A 22,457-nucleotide genomic window follows, 5' to 3' on the forward strand; every position below is an offset into this window, starting at 1 on the left:
GCGTGATTTGCGAAGACGATCATTATAGATGACGGCGTGTAGCGTGGACGGGAAACCCGTCCACGCGTTCAATGGCGCCTGAACGGACGCGGTATATCCCGCGTCTCGTATCACCGCGTGGACGGCCGATCCGTCCACCCTACGAAAAAGGGCGCCGGAGCGCCCTTTGCCGTGCCGCGAAGCGCTGGATTATTTACCGCAACCCAGCGCCTTGATGCGATCGTACGCCGCCTTGGCCTGCACGAGACCGTAGCCGTACTTGGTGTCGCGACCGGCCGTGCCCAGGTCGAGCGCGCTGTTGTCCAGCGACGTGCGGATCTGGGCGCCCGTGCAGGTCGGGAAGTAGCTCCACACCAGTGCCGCGGCTGCGGACACGTGCGGCGTGGCCATCGACGTGCCGTCGAAGTAGGCGTAGTTCGATGCCTTCACGGCCACCGTCGCGCTCTGGCCCAGTTGCGCCTTCATCGCGGCGCCGTCCGTGTCGGACGCCGTCAGCGACGGGATCGTCGTCACGGTCGTGCCCAACGTGCCCCCGAAGCTGCCGGCCACGTTGTTGTAGACGATGGCGCCCACGCCGCCGCTGTTCTGGCAGTTGCTGACCTTCGTGGCGAAATCGACCGTGCCGCGCTGGATCAGGCAGACCTTGCCGGAGACGGCCGTATTGACGGCGTCGCCGATGCCGAAGTCGGCCAGCGGCGCGGTGACGGTCTTGACGGGCGAGCCTTCCATCGCCGACGACGCGTAGTTGGTCGAGCCGACCGTCAGCGCCGTGTCGACGCCGGTGCCCATCGGGACGTCGACAGCACGGACACGCCCGGACCGGCGATCTCGACGTCGCTGTTGTATTGTGAGAACGAGGCGACGACCTTGTTTTCGTCCACGGCCGCCACCGACATCACGCTGCCGTAGCCGGCCGGGTAGGAGGTCGTGGCATTGCCGTCGTTGCCGGCCGCCGCGATCGAGAGCACGCCCTTCGATTGCAGGCTGTCGAACGCGCGCTGCTCGGTCATGCTCTTCGCGCCGCCGCCCAGCGACATGGTGATGATGTTCGCGCCCGCCGCGCCGCACTTGTTGGCGGCGCTGGCCAGCGTGGACGAGTAGGTCCAGGCGCCGTCCTTGCCGAACACTTTCACGATGTGCAGCTTGAGCTGCTTGTTCGGGTTCACACCGACGACGCCGAGGCCGTTGTTGACACCGGCGATCGTGCCGAACACGTGGGTGCCGTGGTGGGTCTCGTCCGTGTACCACCAGCCGGTGCCGGAATCGTATTCGCCCGTGACGTTGGCGCCGTTGTCCTTCAGGTCTTCGTGGCTGAAGTCGACGCCGGAGTCGATGATGCAGATCTTGCGGTTGCTCGTATTCGCATCCGACAGCTGGTCGGCCTGCACGAGCTTGATCCCGTACGGGACCAGCTGGCCGCTCGTGTACGGCACGCCGGTGGACGGCGTCGTCAGCGAGAACGGCTTGCGAATGACGTCTTCCTCGACGTACTCGACGTTCGGATTGTGCTGCAGGCCCTGCAGTGCGACCGTCGGCACTTCGACCGCCATCGCGTTCATGTTGAAGATTTCCTGCTTGACCGCTCCCCTTGCGGCCGCGACAGCGGATTTGACATTGCCAGCCGTTCCCGGCTTGAAGGCGACGATCACGCGGGTGGTGTCGGGCGCGGCCGACGCACTGCCTGCGAACGCGACGGCCAGTGCCGCCACGCACAGCCCGAGGGCCGGAACGATTGTCGATGCGCGAGTGTGTTTCTGATTCATCGGTGCTTTCTCCGTTATTGGGTATCGTTATTGCAGCTGGCCTTGTGAGCCGCATGCTTTTGGTGTGACTCCTCAAACAACCGATACATCTCGCTACCCTTATCGGGCAGCGCGGGTCAGTTTATTTTGAGAACTTATGCATATGCAATTGGATTTCAATCGTGCGCACCCCCTGTTGCGTGCTTGATGTAAAACACTTTGCGCTAGCGCACGTGTCGTGAATTCATTTGACTTGGCCGCTTGTCAACGTGATATATTTTTGGCGCGCCTCAGCGCCATGCGGCCCGTTGCAGTGCAGCGGACGCGTTTTTCCTCACCGCCGCGAGAACCACGACAATGAGCGCGCAACCACCTTCACGCCGTCTGATCCTGCTCGTCGACGACGACCCCTTATTCCTCGACTACCTCGTCACCGTGCTGGGCCATGCCGGCCACGACACGTTGGCGGCGGCGTCCGCCCCCGAGGCGCTGCAGCGCGTGGCCGAACGCGAAGCCGACATCGCGCTGGCGCTGTTGGACATCAATATGCCGGGCATGTCCGGCCTCGACCTGGCGCGCCGGCTGAAGGAGCACACGTCGGTCGCCTTCATGTTCCTGTCGTCCGTCGACGATGCCGAGACGGCGCGCGAGGCCGCCAACCATGGCGCCGTCGGTTTCGTCGTCAAGCCGGTCGATGCCGCCCACCTGCTGCCCGCGTTGGAATCGGCGCTCGCGCGCGCCGACGAGATCCGCCAGCTGCGCCGCACGGAAGCGAATTTGAATGCCGCGCTGGCGGCCGGCCGCGAGACGAGCCTCGCCGTCGGCCTGCTGATGACGCGCTTCCAGACGGACCGCAACACCGCGTTCGAAGTGCTGCGCGACCACGCCCGTGCCAGCCGGCGCAAGGTCAACGAAGTGGCCGAACAGCTCGTCGCGGCCGAGGAATTGCTCAACAGCCTGCATGGCGCGTTCGCGGCGCGGCTGAAAGGGAAATAGCGCCCCGCATGCGGTCCCGGGTTGGTTATCATGGCAACCTTTCTTGCACCATTTTCCGAGGACAGAACACATGAAAACCAAGGCAGCGATTGCATGGCAGGCCGGGAAACCGCTGACGATCGAAGAGGTCGAACTCGAGGGACCGAAGGCGGGCGAGGTGCTCGTCGAGGTGAAGGCGACGGGCATCTGCCATACCGATTACTACACGCTGTCGGGCGCCGACCCGGAAGGCATCTTCCCTGCGATCCTGGGCCATGAGGGCGCGGGCGTCGTCGTCGACGTCGGGCCGGGCGTGACGAGCCTGCGTAAAGACGACCACGTCATCCCGCTGTACACGCCGGAATGCCGCCAGTGCAAATTCTGCCTGTCGCAGAAGACGAACCTGTGCCAGGCCATCCGCTCCACGCAGGGGCGCGGCCTGATGCCGGATGCGACGTCGCGCTTCTCGCTGGACGGCAAGCCCATCTACCACTACATGGGCACGTCCACGTTCTCGAACTACATCGTCGTGCCGGAGATCGCGCTGGCGAAGGTCCGCTCGGACGCGCCGTTCGACAAGATCTGCTACATCGGCTGCGGCGTCACGACGGGCATCGGCGCCGTCATCTTCACGGCGAAGGTCGAGGCCGGGGCGAACGTCGTCGTGTTCGGCTTGGGCGGCATCGGCCTGAACGTGATCCAGGCCGCGAAAATGGTCGGTGCGGACAAGATCATCGGCGTCGACATCAACCCGGGCCGCGAAGAGATGGCGCGCAAGTTCGGCATGACACATTTCGTCAATCCGAAGAACGTGGAGAACGTCGTCGACACGATCGTGCAGTTGACGGACGGCGGTGCCGACTACTCGTTCGAATGCATCGGCAACGTCACGACGATGCGCCAGGCGCTGGAATGCTGCCACAAGGGCTGGGGCCAGTCGATCATCATCGGCGTGGCGGAAGCAGGCAAGGAGATCGCGACGCGGCCGTTCCAACTCGTTACCGGGCGCGTATGGAAAGGCTCCGCGTTCGGCGGCGCGCGCGGGCGCACGGACGTGCCGAAGATCGTCGACTGGTATATGGAAAACAAGATCAACATCGACGACCTCATTACCCACCATTTGCCGCTCGACCGCATCAACGATGGCTTCGACCTGATGAAGAAGGGCGAATCGATCCGTTCCGTCGTCGTTTACTGACGCCGTTCACAAAGTTGTCATGGCGCCAATTTGTTGTTCATTGTATAATTTCCGACTCGCAATAACCGTGTGCACCGCGCGGTGCAATGACCAATAGAGATCGGAAAACATGTTCAAGAAATTTGCAGTGGCGGCGGCTCTGGCCGCAATGGCATCCTCGGCGTTCGCCGCGGGTCCGACGGGTTTTTATGGCGGCGTGGACGCGGGTTCGACCCACGTCGACAACATCGACGCCCACGGCACCAGCTTCGGCGCCCTGATGGGCTATGGCGTCAATCCGAACGTCGCCTTCGAATTCGGCTATCGCCGGCTGGGCAACTGGGATATCCGCGACCCGTTCTACAGCGGCACCCTGAAAATCGACCAGATCCAGCTGACGGTGGTCGGTTCCTACCCGCTGACGCCGCAGTTGGACATCTTCGGCCGCGGCGGCTTCAACGACCTGTCGACCGAGTGGTCGGCGGGGGGCCAGACCTATAACCCCGATAGCAAGGGCGGCACCCTGTATGGCGTGGGCCTGGCCTACCACTTCACGCCGACCGTGTCCGGCCGCGTCGAATTCCAGAAGCCATCGTCCGATTCGACCAACGTCAGCCTCGGCGTCGTCTTCAAGTTCTGATCGTCGGGCGTCGCCCGATCCCCTCCGGCGCTGTTCCCCGCAGCGCCAGTTTTTTTTCTTGTAAATATTCGGGAACTTTTCGCTGGCGCCGTTCAAATAATAGAAAAGAACGAACGGACCCGACGTGAACGAATCCGACGATAACCAACTGCTGCGCTTGATCCGACAGGGCGACGCGGCCGCATTCCAGAGTCTTTACCGGCGCCACAGGAGCGGCCTGTACAGCTTCGCGCTGATGCACAGCGGCGCGCCGGACGTCGCGGCGGACGTCGTGCAGGAAGTCTTCATGGGCCTGCTCGGCGACACCTATCGCTTCGATCCGTTGAAGGGCATGCTCGCGAACTTCCTCTACGGCGTGGCGCGCAACCTCGTGCTGGGCCATGCGCGGCGCAACAGCCGCTGGGTGCAGCCTGCCGCGGAAGACGACGAGGACGATGTGTTCGAGCCGGTCGACACGGCAGCCGGCCCGCTGGCGAGGCTGCTCGACGACGAGGCGGCCGAGCATCTGCGGCGCGCGCTGGCTGCGCTGGCGCCGCATTATCGCGACGTGCTGATTCTGTTCGAACTGCAGGAAAAGTCGTATCAGGAAATCGCCGAGATCTGCCAGCTTGAGATCGGCACCGTGCGGTCGCGCCTGGCGCGCGGCCGCGGCGCCCTGGCGAAGGCGCTCGCGCCGTACCGGGCCATTGCAAAGGACATCGCATGAATATGTTCGAATTCGACGACGGCCGCGACAATGGCCAGGGCCGCGCCCCGGAATGGGACGCCGCACGCCGCACGCTGGCGCAGGCGGCTCCGCCTGATGCCGTGGAGCAGGCATTGCTGCGCGCGTTCGCCAAGCGTCACGCGCCGCAGCCGTGGTATCGCCGCTGGAGTGCCGACGCGGTTGCGTCGTGGGCGGGCATCGGTGCGGTCGGATGTGCGCTGGCCATCGTCGGCATGAGTCTGCTGTCCGACGGTGCGCCGTCGCCGCGCGTCGTGCGTGTGCTGGCAGTGGCCGACGGGTTCGTGTCGCTCGTGCCGCCGGAACGGATGGCGGCCGCGGTGGACCCGCAGTTGAAGCAGGCCGACCTGCCGCGCGCGGCCCTCGTGCAGATGGGGATCCCGATCGTGGCCAATGTGCCGGACGAACTCGTGCACACCGAGATGATGGTGGCTGCGACGGGCGAGCCGCTGGCGATACGGCTGGCCGTGAATTGATTCTTCGCGTTTGATTTTTTCCATGGAGGTGGTGATGAGACGGATATTCTTGTCCGCGGGACTCGCTTTGCTCGCGCTGGCCCCGGTGGCCCATGCGCAGCAGGGCGGTGCGGCGGCCGTGCCGGCGAGCGATGCGCTGGAAGTGATGCTGTTGAAGATCAGCGCGTCGTCGCGCTGTCCCGACGGGTGCGCGGTGCGTGGCCTGCCGTATTCCGCACAGCGGGTGACGGAGTCGGTCAAGGTGCTGGCCGATGGTAATCGGATCGTGCAGCGCCACACGGAAAAGCTGTACCGCGATTCCGACGGACGCACCCGGGAAGAATCGGAATGGAAGGGGAAGCCTCTCGTGCAGATCCAGGATCCGGTCGCGGGCATGAGCTACCGCCTGTATCCGGACACGAAAACGGGCTACCGGATGGCCATCGCGGCACCGGCGCCGGCCGCCACGTCCGGTGCGGACGTGACGGGCTCGACGGCTGCGGCGGCCGGCGCCACCCGCGTGGCCGAGCAACTGTCCCCCGCGCTGGCGGCCGGTATGGCGGCGGCCATGACGCAGACGCGATCGCTCGGCACGAAGCAGATCGACGGCATCTCGGCCGAAGGCGCCCAGTCCACGATGACCACGCCGGCGGGCGCCATCGGCAACGTTCAGCCGATGGTCAGCACGACCGAGACGTGGATTGCGCGCGAGCTGCGTGTGCCGATCCTGCTCAAGATGGACCACCCGTTCATGGGTGAAAGCGTGACGCGCCTGCAGGACATCTCGCGCCTCGAACCCCCGACGGCCCTGTTTACCGTACCGGCCGACTACACCGTGCGCGATGTCGCGCGCCGCTGAACCGAAACCAGAAAGGAAAGACCATGAAAGTTTTCTCGACGCTGTTCAGCCTGCTGATCGCATGCCAGGCCCTGCCGGTTACGATGCACACTGCCGCCGCCCAGGCGGACGACGAGGCCAAGACGGTGGGGGCCGAGATGACCCGGGCCGCCATGGAGCAGTTCGGTCCGGTGCGCCTGCGCAATGAGTACAACTTTGCCGTAGCCAGGCTCAAGAGTCACGACGGCAAACCGCGGGCGTACACGTACGACGTGGTGACGGACACGGCGACGGCCCTGGCCGGCGGCAATGCGATCAAGTCGCAGAGCAAGGAGTCGCATGCCTTCGACAAGACCGGGCGCTCCCGCACCGCGTGGACGCAGGCCGGCGTGGAGCGCATCGCCATCGCCGACCCGGCCACGCAGACCGCCTACCTCATCTGCCCGGAGCGCAAGGAGATCCTGCGCATGAAGAGCCCGGCGACCACGGTGGCGCCGGCGATGCCGACGCCGGAGCCGGCCTCGTCCGTGACAAGCACGAACCTCGGTGAGAAAGAGATCGCCGGCGTCAAGGCCTTTGGCAGCAAGTCGGAAATCACCATTCCCGCCGGCGCGCAGGGCAACGACAAGCCGCTGGTGCACACGACGGAAACCTGGTTTTCCACCGAGCTGGGACTGCTCATGTACATGAATATGTCGATGCCGGAGTTCGGCGACATGATCACGCGCGTCGAAAACCTGAAGTTCGGCGACGTGCCGGCCTCCACGTTCGCCTTGCCCGAGGGGTATGCGATCCGCGACATCGCGCCCGACTCGAAGTAGATTCATCCCGTCGGCATTGCATGAATGACCACAGCATGGCAGCATGACGAGCCGCCCACGAAGCGGCACCGTCTCCCAGCCATTTGACAGGATTATTCATGAGATTCTCCATTCGACTTGCCGTCTGCGCCTTTCTTTCCGGATGCGCAACCATGGCCGCCGCCCAGGCGCCGGCCGCTCCCACTGCGGCCACCGAGCGGCCCGCCACGTCGTTCCCGTACACGCCCGGCCTGGACGTCAGCTCGATGGACCGCAACGCCGACCCCTGCGTCGACTTTTACCAGTACGCCTGCGGCGGCTGGATGAAGAACAATCCGATCCCGGCCGACCAGGCGCGCTGGTCGGTGTACGGCAAGCTCGCGCAGGACAACCGCCGCTACCTGTGGGGCATCCTCGAAGACCTGGCCAAGCGCCAGGACGGCCGCAACGCGAACCAGCAAAAGATCGGCGACTACTTCGGCGCGTGCATGGACGAGCGCGCCATCGAGGCACGGGGCGCCGCGCCGTTGCAGCCCTATTTCGACGCGATCGCGACCTTGCACTCGAACCGCGACCTGCCGCGCGTGCTGGCCCGGCTGAAGTTGGGCCTGGACGATCCGGGCCTGTTCTTCGGCCTCACGTCGAGCCAGGACTATGCCGATTCGTCGCGCGTGATCGCCTTCGCGTACGCGGGTGGCCTGGGCCTGCCGGACCGCGACGCCTATTTCAAGACGGACGCCAAGTCGAAGGAGATCCGCGCCAAATACGTCACGCACATCGCGAACACGTTCCGCCTGCTGGGCGACGCGCCCGCGCAGGCGCAGCGCAACGCGGCGCGCGTGATGCAGATGGAGACGATGCTGGCGAAGGCGTCACTGTCGGCCGTCGACAAGCGCGATCCGTATAAACTGTTCCACAAGGTCGATGCGCGCGGTCTACAGGCGCTGACGCCCGGCTTCGACTGGCACGCCTACCTGGGCGCGCTGGGGCAGGGCGGGCTCACCACGTTCAACGTCACGGAACCCGCGTTCTTCAAGGCGCTCGGCAAGATGTGGAAGACGAGCGACGCCGACGCCATGCGCACGTATCTGCGCTGGCACGTGGCGCGCACGATGTCGCCCGTGCTCGCGTCGAACTTCGACAACGAGCATTTCGATTTCTTCAGCAGGACGCTGCGTGGCGTACAGCAGCAGCAACCGCGCTGGAAGCGCTGCGTGGGCCTCGTCGATCGCCAGCTGGGCGAAGCGCTGGGCCAGGAATTCGTCAGCCGCGCGTTCTCGCCGCAACTGAAGGAAAAGGCGCTGCACATGACGCGCCAGATCGAGGACGCGATGAAGCGCGACATCGAGGAACTCGACTGGATGAGCGCGGAGACGAAGCAGCAGGCGTTGACGAAGCTGGCCGCCATCGTCAACAAGATCGGCTACCCGGACAAGTGGCGCGACTACGGCGCCTACGTCGTCAAGCCGGGCGACTTCGCCGGCAACGTCGAGCGGGGCAACCGCTTCGAGATGCAGCGCCAGTTCGCGAAGATCGGCAAGCCGCTGGACCGCTCGGAATGGTCGATGACGCCGCCGACGGTGAACGCATACTTCGACCCGCAGATGAACGACATCAATTTCCCGGCCGGCGTGCTGCAACCGCCGCTGTTCGATCCGCGGATGGACGACGCGCCGAACTACGGCAACACGGGCGGCACGATCGGCCACGAGCTGACGCACGCGTTCGACGACGAAGGCCGCCAGTTCGATGCGAACGGCAACCTGAAGGACTGGTGGACGAAGAAGGATGCCAAGGCATTCGAGGAGCGCGCGCAGTGCATCGTCGACCAGTACGCGCAGTACACGGTCGTGGACGACATCAAGATCAACAGCAAGCTGACGTTGGGCGAGGACGTGGCCGACCTCGGTGGCCTGATCCTCGGCTGGATGGCGTGGCAGACGGAGATGGCCGCCATGCCGCAGAAGGCGCAGCTGGAAAGTGGGCGCGACGGCTTCACGCCCGAACAGCGCTTCTTCATCGGGTACGCACAATGGGCTTGTGAAAACGATCGGCCGGAAAACCTGCGCGTGAGCGCGATGACGAATCCGCATTCGCCGGGCCGTTACCGCGTCAACGGGCTGATGGTCAACATGCCGCAGTTCCAGCAGGCGTTCCAGTGCAAGGCGGGGCAGCCGATGGTGAAGGAGACGCGCTGCCGGGTGTGGTGATTTTCACCTGCCGTTGACATGAAAACGCCACCCGGCGGGTGGCGTCGACGATGGGACGCGTCAGGATCAGGGCCGCGCCGCGCGGTCGCTGAGCTGTGCCTGCATGTGCACGAGGTTGGCTTCGAACGCTTGCATCTCCAGGCCGATCGACGTCAGGTCGAGCGCAGCCTGCTTCAGTTCCGGGAACAGTTGTTCTTCTTCCTGGCGGATGTGGCTGAGGACGGCACCCAGCAGCTCGCGCACGAGCGGTTCCGCGCGCGCGTCGTCCATCGACATGCCTTGCAGCGTGGCCAGCAGGTCGTCGACGGCGAGGTGGTCTTCCTCGAAGCGGGCGATCAGGTTCGGGTCGACGCGCCGCACGCCCGGATAGAACACGCCTTCCTCGAGGCGCGAATGCATGTGGATGGCCTGGATCAGTTGCGTCGCCGCCTGCTTCTTGACGTCGGCGCTCTGCGTGTTCTCGTATTTCTCGGCGAGCTTGCGGACCATGTCGTGGTCGCGCAGCAGGGCCTGGACCGGATTGTCGACCGGAAACGAGTCGCGTAATGTCGGCCTTGTCGGGGCGTCTGTGGTTGCCATGGGAAATCTCCTCAACGGTTGCCCGGCATATTCCGATATGCCGTCAGGGTTTCATCCTACGCCCCGTTCACCCATATGGCATGTTCGCGAACGCACCCAACGCGCGTTACTGCAACGCCCGCCTGGCCAACGAAAATGCCGCCTCGCGGGCGGCATTCATGAGGGCGGGCGTCGTCAGTGCTGAGAGATGCTGCCGCGCCAGGCGCCCGTTTCCTTGCCGCGTTTCTCGAGCATGTCCTTGAACTTCTGCAGATTGCCGCGGGCTTCCAGCCGGACGGCGCCCAATGCGTCGCCGATCTTCTCGGCCGGGCCCTCGGGCTGGTAATCCATCTGCAAGGTGATGCGGGTGACGTCGTCGGACAGCTTGTGGAAGGTCACCACGCCGCCGTTCGGCACGCCGCTCGTGCTGCGCCAGGCGATGCGCTTGTCGGGGATCTGTTCCGTGATCTCGGCATCCCATTCCTTCTCTTCGCCGGCCACGTTGGCCTTCCAGTGCAGGCGCTTGTCGTCCAGCTGGCGCACTTCGTGGACGCTGCCCATGAATTGCGGGAAGTCTTCGAACTGGGTCCATTGGTTGTAGGCGGTACGCACGGGGACGTTGACCTCGATGGTTTCGATGATCGACGAGCCCATGCCCGATTTATTGCCTTTGAGTTTTTTCGACAGCATCATGCCGCCGACGGCCAGCGCGGCGACCGTCACTACACGGTTCAGCATTTTTACCTCCTTATGCCAAAAACGTTCGGTTGCAAAACACAAAAGGGATGAAAAACCCCATCTGTCGTCAACTTACGTGAAAAGTGGCTATCACGGCGCTCGCGAGCCGTGTGGAAATATTAAGAGTCGATGCTGATGGATCGCGGACGCTGCTCTGGCGCTCATTGACGCAATGCTGGCGAAACCCGGCCACGAAGGCTTGTGTTACTCAGCTCAGCGAAGTTCCAGTTCCAGGACGCCGACCGAATAGGCCGGAACGTTCAGCGTAAACTCGGACGCGATGCCCTTGACAGTCTCTGTCCTTGGGGCAATGCGGGTGGGCTCGTCCAGTGAATTGCCGGCATCGGGATTCGGCGAACTCATCACCGTCAGCGTGGCCGTGGGTGCGAGCGTCTTCACGCCGGCCAGCTTGACGCGTACCGGCTGCTGCGTCGCGGCCCGGCTGGCGAACTTGATCTGGATACGGCCGGGTTTGCCAGCCTCGTCCTTGCGTGTCGCAACCCAGTTCAGCGCCGGGAAGGTCTTGCCGTCTTCGCTCGTCCAGTTCGGCACATGCTGCGCGGATGACTCCAGCACGACGTCGCCCAGGTGGCTGGAGAACATCGTCTGCACGTAGTACGACGGCGTGCCATACGACTTCAGCGCGTCGTAGCCGATCAAATTCGTGTCCCACTGCATGGATCGGTCACGGCTGTTGCCCGAGACCTGGCTGAGGTTGGCCAGCAGCGGCGCGTAGGCCGTCATCCGCACCACATCGGCATTGCGCTCCAGGCTGGTCAGGTAGGCGGCGTCGGCGATGGCAGCCTTCATGTCGGGCATGGGCCAGCCGTGGTGCGTGGCCCACTCGCCGACAAAGACCTTCGGGTCGGTGCGGGGGCGCTTGTCGTAGTCGCCCAGGTGTTCGTACATTTGCGCCTCACCCCAGCCGTAGGTGTGATCGTCGATCATGTCGGGGCGCTGCGACGGTGTCGCGTTGGCCGCCATCGTCGAGATGAGGGTCAGTTGCGGATACCTGGCCTTGATTGCCTTGTAGAAGATCGCGAAGCGTTTGTCGTACGAACCCGATTTGTCGAAAACGTCTTCGTTGCCGATCTCGACATAGCGCAGCGGGAAGGGCGCCGGGTGGCCGTCCTTCGCGCGCTGCGCGCCCCATTTGGTGTCGACACCGCCGATGATGTATTCGATCTCGTCCAGCGCGTCCTGCACATGGGGCGCCAGGTCTTCTTCGGTGGCCAGCCTGTCGCCACCGAGGGCGTAGCCGGCGAATACGGCCAGTAGGGGCTCCATGTTCAAGTCTTCGCACCACAGCAGGAACTCCATCATGCCCATGCCGTCCGTCGACCAGTAGTTCCAGGGGCTGCGGTGGCCGGGGCGCTGCGCCGGGTCGCCGATGGTCTTCTTCCACTGGAAACGCTGCCCCAGGATATCGCCCTCGAGATAGTTGCCGCCGGGGAAACGCAGGAATGTCGGCTTCAGGCCTGCCATCAGTGCCATCAGATCCGGGCGCAGCCCGTTCGGGCGGTTCTTGTAGGTCGGACCGAACACCGAGACCTGCTGCAGCCACAACTTGCCCGGCCTGCTGGCGGTCAGCGTGAAGACATTGTCTTTGGAGGGCGTCAGGCTGCTACCGGTGCGCAGCGTGACGTCGAACTTCTTCCAGTCGCGCCCGATGCCGTCCACCTTGGCGGAGACGACCGTCGCGCCGCTGGACTTGGCAAGCGACGCCGTCAACGGGCCGATATCGCCGTCGGTCCTGGCATAGAAGGACACGTTGTAGGTGGTGTCGGGTGTCAGGCCGATGCCCCAGTAGCCGCCATTACGGATGCCGGCAGGCTGTTCGGGCGAGGCGTTCGCGATCGTCAGCGCCAGGCTCAGATCCAGGGCGTCGTTGAGCTTGTTCTTGCCATCCAGGGCAATCTCGGCCGCGCCGACGGTGCTCCAGTACACGGGCTCTTCGGCCAGGTACGCATAGCCGGCTTCTGCCTTGAAGCTGCGGTTGCGGATCAACTCGCCGTACAGGCCGCCTTCGTAGGCGAAGTTGATCTCCTCGGTCATCAGACCGTACATGTGAGGATCGATGTGCGCCTTTACGCGATCAACGGCGATCTTCAGTTCGGTCGTACTCGCCGCATGCGCATGTGCGGCCAGGATGGCAAGGGCACTGGTCAGTGCACAGCGGGACAGCAGCTTAAGGTGGGTCATGAATGAAATCGACTTGGGATCAACACGAAACCGTGAGGCGGTGACTTGCTCATTGATGTGAGCCAAGCGACTCATTTTAACTTTGCGACATTGCAACGGAAGTTACGAAATTTACTAACTGGTCATGCAAAATTTATCGTGTAGCCTCAAGAGCAACCGTTTGTAAACAAGGCGCAGGGCCAGCGTGCGGCTGTTGTGATACTGTATATATCATCAGTAAAAATGGCGCCGTGGCGATGCCGAGGGCGGGTCCCGACGTTATAATGCCCGCATGAATCTCCTCGACAACCTGAATCCCGAACAACTGGCGGCCGTCACGCTGCCGTCCCAGAGCGCCCTCATTCTCGCGGGCGCCGGGTCCGGCAAGACGCGGGTGCTGACGACCCGCATCGCCTGGCTGATCCAGACCGGACAGGTGTCCCCGGCCGGCATCATGGCCGTGACCTTTACCAACAAGGCGGCCAAGGAGATGCTCACGCGCCTGTCGGCCATGCTGCCGGTGAACACGCGCGGCATGTGGATCGGCACGTTCCACGGCCTGTGCAACCGCCTCCTGCGCACGCACCACCGCGACGCGGCGCTGCCGCAGACGTTCCAGATCCTCGATTCGCAGGACCAGCTGTCGATGATCAAGCGCATGCTGAAGGCGTTGAACGTCGACGACGAGAAGTATCCGGCGAAGGACCTGATGTACTTCATCAACAACGCCAAGGACCGGGGCCAGCGCGCGCACGAAGTCGAGGCGTACGACCACGTGCAGAAGCGCATGGCCGAGCTGTACGACCTGTACGACCAGCAGTGCCAGCGCGAAGGCGTCGTCGACTTCGCCGAGCTGCTGCTACGCGCCTACGAACTGCTGCAGCGCAATCACCCGCTGCGCCAGCATTACCAGATGCGCTTCCGCCACATCCTCGTCGACGAGTTCCAGGACACGAACGACCTGCAGTACAACCTGCTGAAGCTGCTGGCCGGCCACGGCGAGCAGCGCGGCGGCGCCTTGTTCGCCGTCGGCGACGACGACCAGAGCATCTATGCGTTCCGCGGCGCGAACGTCGGCAACATGCAGGCGTTCGAGCGCGACTTCGAGGTCAAGAATCTGATCAAGCTGGAGCAGAACTACCGCTCGCACGGCAACATCCTCGACAGCGCGAACCACCTCATCTCGAACAACGCGAAACGCCTCGGCAAGAACCTGCGCACGGACGCGGGGCTGGGCGAGCCGGTGCGCATCTACGAAGCGTCGTCCGACCTGGAAGAGGCGCAGTGGATCATCGACGAGGCGAAGAGCCTGATGGCGGAAGGCGTCAGCAAGAGCGAGATCGCCGTGCTGTACCGCTCCAACGCGCAGAGCCGCGTGATCGAGCACGCGCTGTTCGCGGCCGGCCTGCCGTACACCGTGTACGGCGGCCTGCGCTACTTCCAGCGCGCCGAGGTCAAGCACGCCATCGCCTACCTGCAGCTGATGGACAACCCGCACAACGATTCCGCTTTTCTCCGCGTCGTGAACTTCCCCACGCGCGGCATCGGCGCCCGTTCGATCGAGCAGCTGCAGATGGCGGCCGAGACGTACCGCGTGTCGCTGTACGCCGCGGTGCCCTATATGACGGGCAAGGCCGGCACGGCGCTCGGTAACTTCGTAAAACTGATCGAGAGCGCGCGCTTCGAGACCCAGCAACTGCCGCTGCCGGAGATGGTGCGCGTCGTGCTCGAGCGCAGTACCCTGCTGGCGCACTACGCCAACGAGAAAGAAGGCCAGGAACGCATCGAGAACTTGCAGCAGATGGTCGGCGCCGCCACGCAGTTCGTGCAGGAAGAGGGCTTCGGCACGCAGACGCCGGCGCACCTCGGGCCGCAGGCATTGGCCGCGAGCGGCACGGCGATCGTCGATGGCGACGGCGTCGAGGTGCTCGATGCGGACGCGCCGCTGTCGGCCGTGATGTCGCCGCTGTCCGCCTTCCTCGCGCACGCGTCGCTGGAAGCGGGCGACGCGCAGGCGCAAGCCGGCCAGGAAGCGATCCAGCTGATGACGGTGCACTCCGCGAAGGGCCTGGAATTCGACGCCGTGTTCATCACGGGGTTGGAAGAAGGCCTGTTCCCGCACGAGAGCAGCGCGCGCGAGATGGATGGCGTCGACGAGGAACGCCGCCTGATGTACGTGGCGATCACGCGCGCGCGCCGGCGCCTGTACATGAGTTTCACGCAGCAGCGCATGCTGCACGGCCAGACGCGCTTCAACATGAAGTCGCGCTTCTTCGACGAGCTGCCGGAACATGCGCTGAAATGGCTGACGCCGCGCGTGCAGACGAACTGGTTCGCCGGCCGCAAGTCGACGACCGCATGGGACGACGCCGATTTCCGCGAAGGGGGCAGCGACAACCATATCGCCAAGCAGATCGCGCAGAAGTCGACCAGCGGCAACGGCACCGGCTGGCGCATCGGCGAGTCGGTCAGTCACGCGCGGTTCGGCGAGGGCGTGATCGTCAACATCGAAGGCGGGGCCGGTAGTGCGCGCGCCCAGATCAATTTTGGCGCGGCGGGGATGAAGGTGCTGGATTTGTCTGTGGCCAAATTGGAGCGCATTGGCCGGTAATTCAGACGATGGTTGAACGCGTGGGCGGCGAGCCGCCCACCCTACCCGTGATGCAACCCGTAACGTTCGTCGATGCGTCGGACGTCGCGTCGCGGTAGGGTGGACGGGTTCCCCGTCCACGCGTCCATGCGGCGTATGCCGGCCACGAACGCATCACGCTGGCTGCGGCGCCTCGTCGTCCGGCTTGCCGAAGATCGTGCGATAGCCCGCGTACAGCGCGCACTGCAGCAGCAGCACGAACAGGAAGATCAGCCACATGAGCACGACTTGTCCGACCGAGGCGTCGCGGAACACCAGAGCGGCCACCATGCACACGCCGAAGAAGATGCCGAACCACGTCGCCAGCAGCACGAGGAACGGCCGCGCCGTGCGGACGACGGCGAAGAAGCTGTAGAACGTGGCCTTGCCCGGTCCCATGTGCTTCCAGTAGGTGAGCGGGGCGGCGAAGCACAGCGTCACCAGCACGGTCAGGTACGCCACGAACACGCCGAACACCGCAAGCATGTCCGACGCCTGGATGTCGGGCGGCGTCTTGGCGCCGGGCTGCGGCATCATCTGCACGAGCAACTCGGGCGGGATCGCCAGGCGCTTGACGACCATCATCAGCAGCGACACGCCCAGGTACACGAGCCCCAGCTTGCACAGCGCGGCCACCACCGGCCGGCGGAAGCCCGTCAGCAGCACGGCCGGGGTGACGCGGTCGCCGTTCTCGATCATCAGGCAAGCCCGCATGAAGGCCATCGAGAACGACGGAATCAGCACGACCGCGAGTACCGAACCCAGGAACGGCACGGCCGACAGACCGATGCTGAACAGGATGTTGGCGAAGAGGAGCGTCATCAGCGCGGCGGGCTGCTTGCGGAACAGGCCCACGCCTTGCTTCAGCCACTCCCATCCGGTACGTGCGGGTAAATCGTTCATGCTGTGAGGTCAGGGGCGCCGTGCGCGATGCGTTCGCGCAGGACTCTTTCGAAGTGGGTGGGATCGTGCGGGGTCAGCATTTCGGCCGCGCGCGGACGGTGGAAATCAAACAGGCGCGACAGCCAGAAGCGCAGCGCGGCCGCGCGCAACATCGGCTGCCATGCCGCGTGGTCGGCCGCCGTGAACGGACGGACCGCGTGGTAGGCGCGCGTCAGCGCGATCACGCGTGCGTCGTCGAGGCGGCCCGTGTCCAGGTCGATGCACCAGTCGTTGACGGTGACGGCCAGGTCGAACAGCCACGTGTCCCAGCCGGCAAAATAAAAGTCGAAGCAGCCGGACAGGCGTTCGCCGACGAACATCACGTTGTTGCGGAACAGGTCGGCGTGGACGGGACCGCGCTCGAGCGCCGCGTACGTCGTGCCGGCGGCGAAGTCGCGCTGGAACGCCAGTTCGCTCCGCAGCAGCGCGGCGGTGCCGGTGTCGAGATACGGCAGCACCTTCGGCACGGTCTCGGTCCACCAGTCGAGCCCGCGCAGATTCGGCTGGTGCAGGGGGAAGTCGCGGCCGGCCAGGTGCATCTTCGCCAGCATCGCACCGACTTCGGCGCAGTGGACGGGTTGCGGATCCATCTGCGAACTGCCGTCGAGCTTGCTGACGATGGCGGCCGGCTTGCCGTGCAATGCGACGACGAGCTCGCCCGCATCGTTCGCGACGGGCGCCGGCACGGGAATCCCGCGGTCGGCCAGGTGGCGCATCAGCTGCACGTAGAACGGCAGTTGCTCGAAGTCGAGGTTTTCGAAGATGGTGAGGACGTACTCGCCGCGTTCCGTCGTCAGGAAGAAGTTACTGTTTTCGATGCCGCTCGCGATGCCCTTGAGGGCGACGGCTTTACCAAGAGGAAACTGCTTGATCCACTGCGAGAGGTCATCCAGCGTGACCGGGGTGAAGACTGCCATTGTGTAAGAAAGAAAAGTCGCTGTAGCGGCCACGCTTGCGGCCGGTCCTGTTGACGGCGGTTACTTCTTCTCGGGCGCGGTGGTAGCCGGCATGGGAGGAGGAGGCGGCGCGTCGGCCGTCGTCGGGGCGTTGGTGCCGGATTCGCTCGTGGCTTTCCGCTTGCCCGACAGGTCGAACTCACCCACTTTCCACTGCGGTGCGCGGATCGAATTCGTCTGCGCATTGCCGGGCTGGGCGTTCGGTTTCATATAGTAATGGCTGCCACCGGGCGTGGTGACTTCGACTTCGGTGACCTGGCCGCCGTCGCGCGTTTCCTTGATCTCGGTGCCGCGCTTCGGCGGGATCGTGGTCGCGGGAATGTCGCTGCCCGGCTCGATGCGCTCCAGCTTCGGCGGCGCCGGGCTCGGGGTCGGCTGCTGGGCCGCAGCCAGGCCGGCCTGCGTGGCCAGGAACAGCGCGAGAGTGGCGAAGCGGATCGGGGTACGCGGCATGATGGTCACCTTTGTCGTTTAGTTCATTGTAACAAACCGCGCTACTCTCTGTGAAAAGTGTGGCTTCGTCCCCATATGGATGACGTTGGCCGCCCAGCTTTTCTCCACTCCCGATTCTGCGATAATGGCGCACGTTTTGCCGTGCCGCCGCGGCCCCACTTTTGAATTCGCCCATGGACAATACCCTGCTTCTCGTCGACGGTTCCAGCTATCTCTATCGCGCCTTCCACGCGCTGCCCGACCTGCGCAGTCCGGACGGCCATCCGACCGGTGCGATGCACGGCATGGTCAACATGCTGCGCCGCCTGCGCGCCGACTTCCCGGCCGCGTACATCGCCTGCGTGTTCGACGCCAAGGGCAAGACGTTCCGCGACGACCTGTACCCGGAATACAAGGCGACGCGCGCCTCGATGCCGGAAGACCTGGCCAAGCAGATCGAGCCGATCCACGAAGTCGTGCGCCACATGGGGTGGCCGATCCTGATGGTCGAAGGCGTCGAGGCGGACGACGTCATCGGCACGCTGGCCGCGCAGGCGACGGCGCGCGGCCTGTCCACCGTCGTCTCGACGGGCGACAAGGACCTCGCCCAGCTGGTGAACGACAAGGTCATGCTGATCAACACGATGAGCAACGAAAAGCTCGACGAGGCGGGCGTGCTGGCCAAGTTCGGCGTGCCGCCGAACCGCATCATCGACTACCTGACCCTCATCGGCGACACGGTCGACAACGTCCCCGGCGTCACCAAGTGCGGCCCGAAAACGGCCGTCAAATGGCTCACCTTGCACGGCTCGCTGGACGGCGTCATCGAGAATGCCCACACGATCACGGGCGCCGTCGGCGAGAACCTGCGCGCCGCGCTGGAATGGCTGCCGAAGGGCCGTGAATTGATCACCGTGAAGACGGACTGCGACCTCGTGGGCCACGTCGTGTCGATCGAGGAAACCTTGATCGGCCGCCCGGAAGACAGGGACGCGCTGCGCGACTTCTTCCAGCGCTACGGCTTCAAGACGATGCTGCGCGAGATCGGCCCCGGCAACGCGGCCAAGTACGGCACGCCCGGCGCACCGGCGCCCGCGCTGAATTCGCCGGAAGGCGCAGCCGGTACCCAGCCCGGCATGCCGATCATCAAGGGCGAGTACGAGACCGTCACCACCGAGGAAGCGTTCGCGCGCTGGCTGGACCTGATCGACAAGGCCGCGCTGACGTCCGTCGACACGGAGACGACGTCGCTCGACCCGATGATGGCCGAGATGGTCGGCATCTCGCTGTCCGTCGAACCGGGCAAGGGCGCGTACATCCCGCTCGCGCACCGCTACGCGGGCGTGCCCGAGCAGCTGAACCGCGAGGAGGTCCTCGCGCGCATGAAGCCGTGGCTGGAAAACCCGGACAAGCCGAAGCTGGGCCAGAACCTCAAGTACGACAGCCACATCTTCGAGAACCACGGCGTCAAGCTGCGCGGCATCGTGCACGACACCCTGCTGCAATCGTACGTGTTCGAGTCGCACAAGCCGCACGACATGGACACGATGGCGCTGCGCCACCTGGGCTACACGACGATCCCGTTCGTGGACGTGTGCGGCAAGGGCGCGAACCAGATCTGCTTCGACCAGGTCGAGCTCGCGCGCGCGACGGAATACGCCGCGGAGGACTCCGACATCACCCTGCGCCTGCATCACGCGATGATCGGCCACGTGGAAAGCGACAAGGGCCTCGACCACATCTACCGCAAGATCGAGCTGCCGACGTCCGTCGTACTGCAGAAGATCGAGCGCAACGGCGTGCTGATCGACGCCGACAAGCTGGCGGCGCAGTCGAACGAGCTCGCGGCGCGCATCATGGAACTGGAGCAGCAGGCGTACGAGCTGGCCGGCGGCCCGTTCAATCTCGGCTCGCCGAAGCAGATCGGCGAGATCTTCTTCGGCAAGCTGCAGCTCCCCGTCATCAAGAAGACGGCGACCGGCGCACCGTCGACGGACGAAGAAGTGCTGCAGAAGCTGGCGGAGGATTATCCGCTGCCGAAGATCCTGCTGGAGCACCGGGGCCTCTCGAAACTGAAGTCGACGTACACGGATAAATTGCCGAAGATGGTCAACCCGAACACGGGCCGCGTGCACACGAACTACGCGCAGGCCGTGGCGATCACGGGCCGCCTCGCGTCGAACGATCCGAACCTGCAGAACATCCCCGTGCGCACCGCGGAGGGCCGCCGTATCCGCGAAGCGTTCGTCGCGCCGCCGGGCAGCGTGATCGTGTCGGCCGACTATTCGCAGATCGAGCTGCGCATCATGGCCCACATCTCGGAAGACGAGGCGATGCTGCGCGCGTTCGCGGCCGGCGAGGACATCCACCGTGCCACCGCGGCAGAGATCTTCAGCGTGCCGCCAGAGGAAGTGCAGAGCGAGCAGCGGCGCTACGCGAAGGTCATCAACTTCGGCCTGATCTACGGGATGAGCGCGTTCGGCCTCGCGCAGAACCTGGGCATCGAACGGGGCGCCGCCAGCAACTACATCGAGCGCTACTTCCAGCGCTTCGCCGGCGTCAAGCGCTACATGGACGAGACGCGGCTGCTCGCGAAGGAGCGGGGCTTTGTGGAGACCGTGTTCGGCCGCCGCCTGTGGCTCCCCGAGATCAATTCGCCGAACGGCCCGCGCCGCGCCGGCGCCGAACGCGCCGCGATCAACGCGCCCATGCAGGGCACCGCTGCGGACCTGATCAAGCTCGCGATGATCGCCGTGCAGGACTGGATCGAGCAGGCGGCCCTGGCGACGCGCATGGTGATGCAGGTGCACGACGAGCTGGTGCTCGAAGTGCCGGAAGCGGAGCTGGAACTCGTCAAGCGCAGGCTGCCGGAGCTGATGGGCGGCGTCGCCACCTTGAAGGTGCCGCTCGTGGCCGAAACGGGTGTAGGCAGCAATTGGGAGGAAGCGCATTAATGGTAGGGTGGGCACCCCGCGCCCACCAGACGCGCCCAGGAATTCCTCGGCCAGCCGCGCGACCGCCGGCGTCGTCGGCAGGTTGTAATGTGTCGTCCCCGGCACGATGGCCAGCCGTGCCGCCGCGCGCAGCGACCCGTCCATGGTTGTATGCATGCGACTACAAAATGCTTCATTTGTAAGCATACGTTTCAATGTGCGTTATCTAACATAAAAGTTGCCTTTTGGAATGTACATTGGGGTGACCGTCCGCGCCGAGGCGGGCATCCACGAAGGACAATTATTATGAAAACGACATTCCACCAAGCCGGGCTGTTGGCAGGCAGCGTTCTGATTGCAACATCTCTCGTCGCCTGTGGCGGCGGGGGCGGAAGCAGCGGCGGCAGCACGACGCCCACCGCCACGGCCGGTACCCTGAGCGTTGCGCTGACCGATGCGCCGGCTTGCGGCTTCGACGCCGTCAACGTCACCGTCAACAAGGTGCGCGTCAACACGAGTGCCACCGCGAGCGATACGGATGCCGGCTGGACCGACATCACGCTGAACCCCGCGCGCAAGATCAACCTGCTGAATCTCACGAACGGCGTGCTCGACACCTTGGGCCAGACGGCGCTGCCGGCCGGCCACTACTCGCAGATGCGCCTCGTGCTCGATCCGAATACGGGCAACGGCATGGCGAACTCGGTCGTCCCGACGGGCGGCACGGAAACGACGCTGACGACGCCGAGCGCCGTCCAGAGCGGTATCAAGCTGGTCAACGAATTCGACGTCGCGGCCGGCCAGCAGGTCGATCTCGTGCTCGACTTCAACGCCTGCAAATCCGTCGTCACGCAAGGCAACGGCAAGTACATGCTGAAGCCGGTGGTGAAGGTCGTGCCGACGGCGGCCGTCGGCATCTCGGGCGTGGTCGCCACGTCGCTGCTGGGCAGCCACGTGACCGTGTCCGCCGAGCAGAACGGCCAGGTGATCGCTTCCACCGTACCGAACGCGACGACGGGCGAATTCTTCCTGTCGCACCTCGCGATCGGCAACTATGACGTCGTCATCACGGCCGACAACCACGCGGCCGCCGTCATCGCCACCGTGCCCGTCGCATCCACCGGCAGCACCGTCTTGAGCAGCGCGAGCGCGCCCATCGACCTGCCCGCCAGCGCGATGGCGTCGATCGCGGGTACCGTGACCTTGCCGGCGAACGCCACCGAGGCAGTGTATGTGGCCGCGAAGCAGGCGTTCACCGCTGGCCCGATCGTGACCATCAAGTACGCCGGTGCCGACCTGTCGACCGGCGCCTACACGATCGCGAACCTGCCGGTCGCAACGCCGCAGTACGCGATCTACGGCGGCGCGACCGTGCCGCTGGCCTTCGCGGCGGTCCCGACGGTGGTGCCGGGTGCGGGCAAGTACCAGGTCGACGCGAGCGGCACGGGCTACACGACGAAGTCGGTCAGCCTCGTCGACGTCTCGACGGCCAACGCCACCGGCGTCAACTTCACGCTGACGCCGTAA

Annotated in this window: 19 protein-coding genes; 11 read left to right on the forward strand and 8 right to left on the reverse strand. The window is 64.8% G+C overall.

The features are described from left to right. Nucleotides 1-189: 189 nt before the first annotated feature. A complete protein-coding gene (locus tag NX784_RS13070) occupies nt 190-789 on the reverse strand; it encodes a PA domain-containing protein (RefSeq protein ID WP_258817100.1) in 600 nt (199 codons plus the stop codon). Then, complete coding sequence (locus tag NX784_RS13075) at nt 762-1,763, reverse strand: S8 family serine peptidase (protein WP_258817101.1); 1,002 nt, start codon at nt 1,761-1,763, stop codon at nt 762-764. Before NX784_RS13075 ends, NX784_RS13070 begins: the two co-directional genes overlap by 28 nt. A gap of 336 nt (nt 1,764-2,099) precedes the next feature. Here NX784_RS13075 and NX784_RS13080 point away from each other — a divergent pair, with 336 nt between their 5' ends. The 8 genes from NX784_RS13080 (at nt 2,100) to NX784_RS13115 (ending at nt 9,561) form a co-directional block, all read left to right on the forward strand. After that, nucleotides 2,100-2,738, forward strand: a complete 639-nt coding sequence (locus NX784_RS13080) for an ANTAR domain-containing response regulator (protein ID WP_258817102.1) — start codon at nt 2,100-2,102, stop codon at nt 2,736-2,738. A 70-nt stretch (nt 2,739-2,808) separates the two neighbouring features. Continuing rightward, entirely contained in the window at nt 2,809-3,915 is a 1,107-nt protein-coding gene (locus NX784_RS13085) for an S-(hydroxymethyl)glutathione dehydrogenase/class III alcohol dehydrogenase (RefSeq protein WP_258817103.1), read from the forward strand. 109 nt (nt 3,916-4,024) lie between these two features. Then, nucleotides 4,025-4,534, forward strand: a complete 510-nt coding sequence (locus tag NX784_RS13090; protein ID WP_258817104.1) for an outer membrane beta-barrel protein — start codon at nt 4,025-4,027, stop codon at nt 4,532-4,534. Between the two features lie 124 nt (nt 4,535-4,658). Beyond that, nucleotides 4,659-5,240: an RNA polymerase sigma factor gene (locus tag NX784_RS13095; RefSeq protein ID WP_258817105.1), complete on the forward strand. Its 582-nt coding sequence runs from the start codon at nt 4,659-4,661 to the stop codon at nt 5,238-5,240. Then, complete coding sequence (locus NX784_RS13100) at nt 5,237-5,734, forward strand: hypothetical protein (protein ID WP_258817106.1); 498 nt, start codon at nt 5,237-5,239, stop codon at nt 5,732-5,734. Before NX784_RS13095 ends, NX784_RS13100 begins: the two co-directional genes overlap by 4 nt. 34 nt (nt 5,735-5,768) lie before the next feature. Continuing rightward, complete coding sequence (locus NX784_RS13105) at nt 5,769-6,572, forward strand: hypothetical protein (RefSeq protein WP_258817107.1); 804 nt, start codon at nt 5,769-5,771, stop codon at nt 6,570-6,572. 23 nt (nt 6,573-6,595) lie between these two features. Next, nucleotides 6,596-7,372 carry a hypothetical protein gene (locus tag NX784_RS13110; RefSeq protein ID WP_258817108.1) on the forward strand — a complete coding sequence of 259 codons (777 nt, stop codon included), beginning with the start codon at nt 6,596-6,598 and terminating at the stop codon, nt 7,370-7,372. A 152-nt stretch (nt 7,373-7,524) separates the two neighbouring features. Further along, entirely contained in the window at nt 7,525-9,561 is a 2,037-nt protein-coding gene (locus NX784_RS13115; RefSeq protein ID WP_258817109.1) for a M13 family metallopeptidase, read from the forward strand. 66 nt (nt 9,562-9,627) lie between these two features. Here NX784_RS13115 and NX784_RS13120 read toward each other — a convergent pair whose 3' ends face one another. The 3 genes from NX784_RS13120 to NX784_RS13130 form a co-directional block, all read right to left on the reverse strand. Next, nucleotides 9,628-10,140 (reverse strand): hemerythrin domain-containing protein, encoded by a 513-nt coding sequence (locus tag NX784_RS13120; RefSeq protein ID WP_258817111.1) that lies wholly within the window; start codon nt 10,138-10,140, stop codon nt 9,628-9,630. Between the two features lie 174 nt (nt 10,141-10,314). Continuing rightward, the gene (locus NX784_RS13125) at nt 10,315-10,857 is read right to left on the reverse strand and encodes an SRPBCC family protein (RefSeq protein WP_258817112.1); all 543 of its coding nucleotides are present in this window, start codon (nt 10,855-10,857) and stop codon (nt 10,315-10,317) included. Nucleotides 10,858-11,070: 213 nt separating this feature from the next. Further along, complete coding sequence (locus NX784_RS13130) at nt 11,071-13,059, reverse strand: alpha-L-arabinofuranosidase family protein (protein WP_258817113.1); 1,989 nt, start codon at nt 13,057-13,059, stop codon at nt 11,071-11,073. A gap of 271 nt (nt 13,060-13,330) precedes the next feature. Between NX784_RS13130 and NX784_RS13135 the strand changes: the two genes are divergently transcribed. After that, the gene (locus tag NX784_RS13135) at nt 13,331-15,649 is read left to right on the forward strand and encodes a UvrD-helicase domain-containing protein (protein ID WP_258817114.1); all 2,319 of its coding nucleotides are present in this window, start codon (nt 13,331-13,333) and stop codon (nt 15,647-15,649) included. A 153-nt stretch (nt 15,650-15,802) separates the two neighbouring features. Here the strand turns inward: NX784_RS13135 and NX784_RS13140 are convergent, their stop codons facing one another. The 3 genes from NX784_RS13140 to NX784_RS13150 are packed head-to-tail and all read right to left on the reverse strand — an operon-like array spanning nt 15,803 to nt 18,018. After that, a complete protein-coding gene (locus tag NX784_RS13140) occupies nt 15,803-16,570 on the reverse strand; it encodes a BPSS1780 family membrane protein (protein WP_258817115.1) in 768 nt (255 codons plus the stop codon). Then, a complete protein-coding gene (locus NX784_RS13145; RefSeq protein WP_258817116.1) occupies nt 16,567-17,526 on the reverse strand; it encodes a homoserine kinase in 960 nt (319 codons plus the stop codon). The genes NX784_RS13140 and NX784_RS13145 overlap by 4 nt, the downstream gene beginning before the upstream one ends. Nucleotides 17,527-17,586: 60 nt before the next feature. Continuing rightward, nucleotides 17,587-18,018 (reverse strand): DUF2782 domain-containing protein, encoded by a 432-nt coding sequence (locus NX784_RS13150; RefSeq protein ID WP_258817117.1) that lies wholly within the window; start codon nt 18,016-18,018, stop codon nt 17,587-17,589. A 173-nt stretch (nt 18,019-18,191) separates the two neighbouring features. Between NX784_RS13150 and polA the strand changes: the two genes are divergently transcribed. Together polA and NX784_RS13160 are read left to right on the forward strand one after the other, a co-directional pair. Next, a complete protein-coding gene (gene polA, locus NX784_RS13155) occupies nt 18,192-20,951 on the forward strand; it encodes a DNA polymerase I (protein WP_258817118.1) in 2,760 nt (919 codons plus the stop codon). A 285-nt stretch (nt 20,952-21,236) separates the two neighbouring features. Further along, nucleotides 21,237-22,457 (forward strand): DUF4382 domain-containing protein, encoded by a 1,221-nt coding sequence (locus NX784_RS13160; RefSeq protein WP_258817119.1) that lies wholly within the window; start codon nt 21,237-21,239, stop codon nt 22,455-22,457.

Source organism: Massilia pinisoli (genome assembly GCF_024753285.1).
GTDB classification, from domain to species: Bacteria; Pseudomonadota; Gammaproteobacteria; order Burkholderiales; family Burkholderiaceae_D; genus Telluria; species Telluria pinisoli.

Bases quoted from the DNA above. Each gene is read 5' to 3' on its own strand.
- NX784_RS13135 (WP_258817114.1), top strand. From the start codon at position 13,331: ATGAATCTCCTCGACAACCTGAATCCCGAACAACTGGCGGCCGTCACG.
- NX784_RS13125 (WP_258817112.1), bottom strand. From the start codon at position 10,857: ATGCTGAACCGTGTAGTGACGGTCGCCGCGCTGGCCGTCGGCGGCATG.
- NX784_RS13085 (WP_258817103.1), top strand. From the start codon at position 2,809: ATGAAAACCAAGGCAGCGATTGCATGGCAGGCCGGGAAACCGCTGACG.
- NX784_RS13130 (WP_258817113.1), bottom strand. From the start codon at position 13,059: ATGACCCACCTTAAGCTGCTGTCCCGCTGTGCACTGACCAGTGCCCTT.
- NX784_RS13100 (WP_258817106.1), top strand. From the start codon at position 5,237: ATGAATATGTTCGAATTCGACGACGGCCGCGACAATGGCCAGGGCCGC.
- NX784_RS13150 (WP_258817117.1), bottom strand. From the start codon at position 18,018: ATGCCGCGTACCCCGATCCGCTTCGCCACTCTCGCGCTGTTCCTGGCC.
- NX784_RS13090 (WP_258817104.1), top strand. From the start codon at position 4,025: ATGTTCAAGAAATTTGCAGTGGCGGCGGCTCTGGCCGCAATGGCATCC.
- NX784_RS13115 (WP_258817109.1), top strand. From the start codon at position 7,525: ATGGCCGCCGCCCAGGCGCCGGCCGCTCCCACTGCGGCCACCGAGCGG.
- NX784_RS13110 (WP_258817108.1), top strand. From the start codon at position 6,596: ATGAAAGTTTTCTCGACGCTGTTCAGCCTGCTGATCGCATGCCAGGCC.
- polA (WP_258817118.1), top strand. From the start codon at position 18,192: ATGGACAATACCCTGCTTCTCGTCGACGGTTCCAGCTATCTCTATCGC.
- NX784_RS13120 (WP_258817111.1), bottom strand. From the start codon at position 10,140: ATGGCAACCACAGACGCCCCGACAAGGCCGACATTACGCGACTCGTTT.
- NX784_RS13105 (WP_258817107.1), top strand. From the start codon at position 5,769: ATGAGACGGATATTCTTGTCCGCGGGACTCGCTTTGCTCGCGCTGGCC.
- NX784_RS13080 (WP_258817102.1), top strand. From the start codon at position 2,100: ATGAGCGCGCAACCACCTTCACGCCGTCTGATCCTGCTCGTCGACGAC.
- NX784_RS13070 (WP_258817100.1), bottom strand. From the start codon at position 789: ATGGGCACCGGCGTCGACACGGCGCTGACGGTCGGCTCGACCAACTAC.
- NX784_RS13145 (WP_258817116.1), bottom strand. From the start codon at position 17,526: ATGGCAGTCTTCACCCCGGTCACGCTGGATGACCTCTCGCAGTGGATC.
- NX784_RS13075 (WP_258817101.1), bottom strand. From the start codon at position 1,763: ATGAATCAGAAACACACTCGCGCATCGACAATCGTTCCGGCCCTCGGG.
- NX784_RS13160 (WP_258817119.1), top strand. From the start codon at position 21,237: ATGAAAACGACATTCCACCAAGCCGGGCTGTTGGCAGGCAGCGTTCTG.
- NX784_RS13140 (WP_258817115.1), bottom strand. From the start codon at position 16,570: ATGAACGATTTACCCGCACGTACCGGATGGGAGTGGCTGAAGCAAGGC.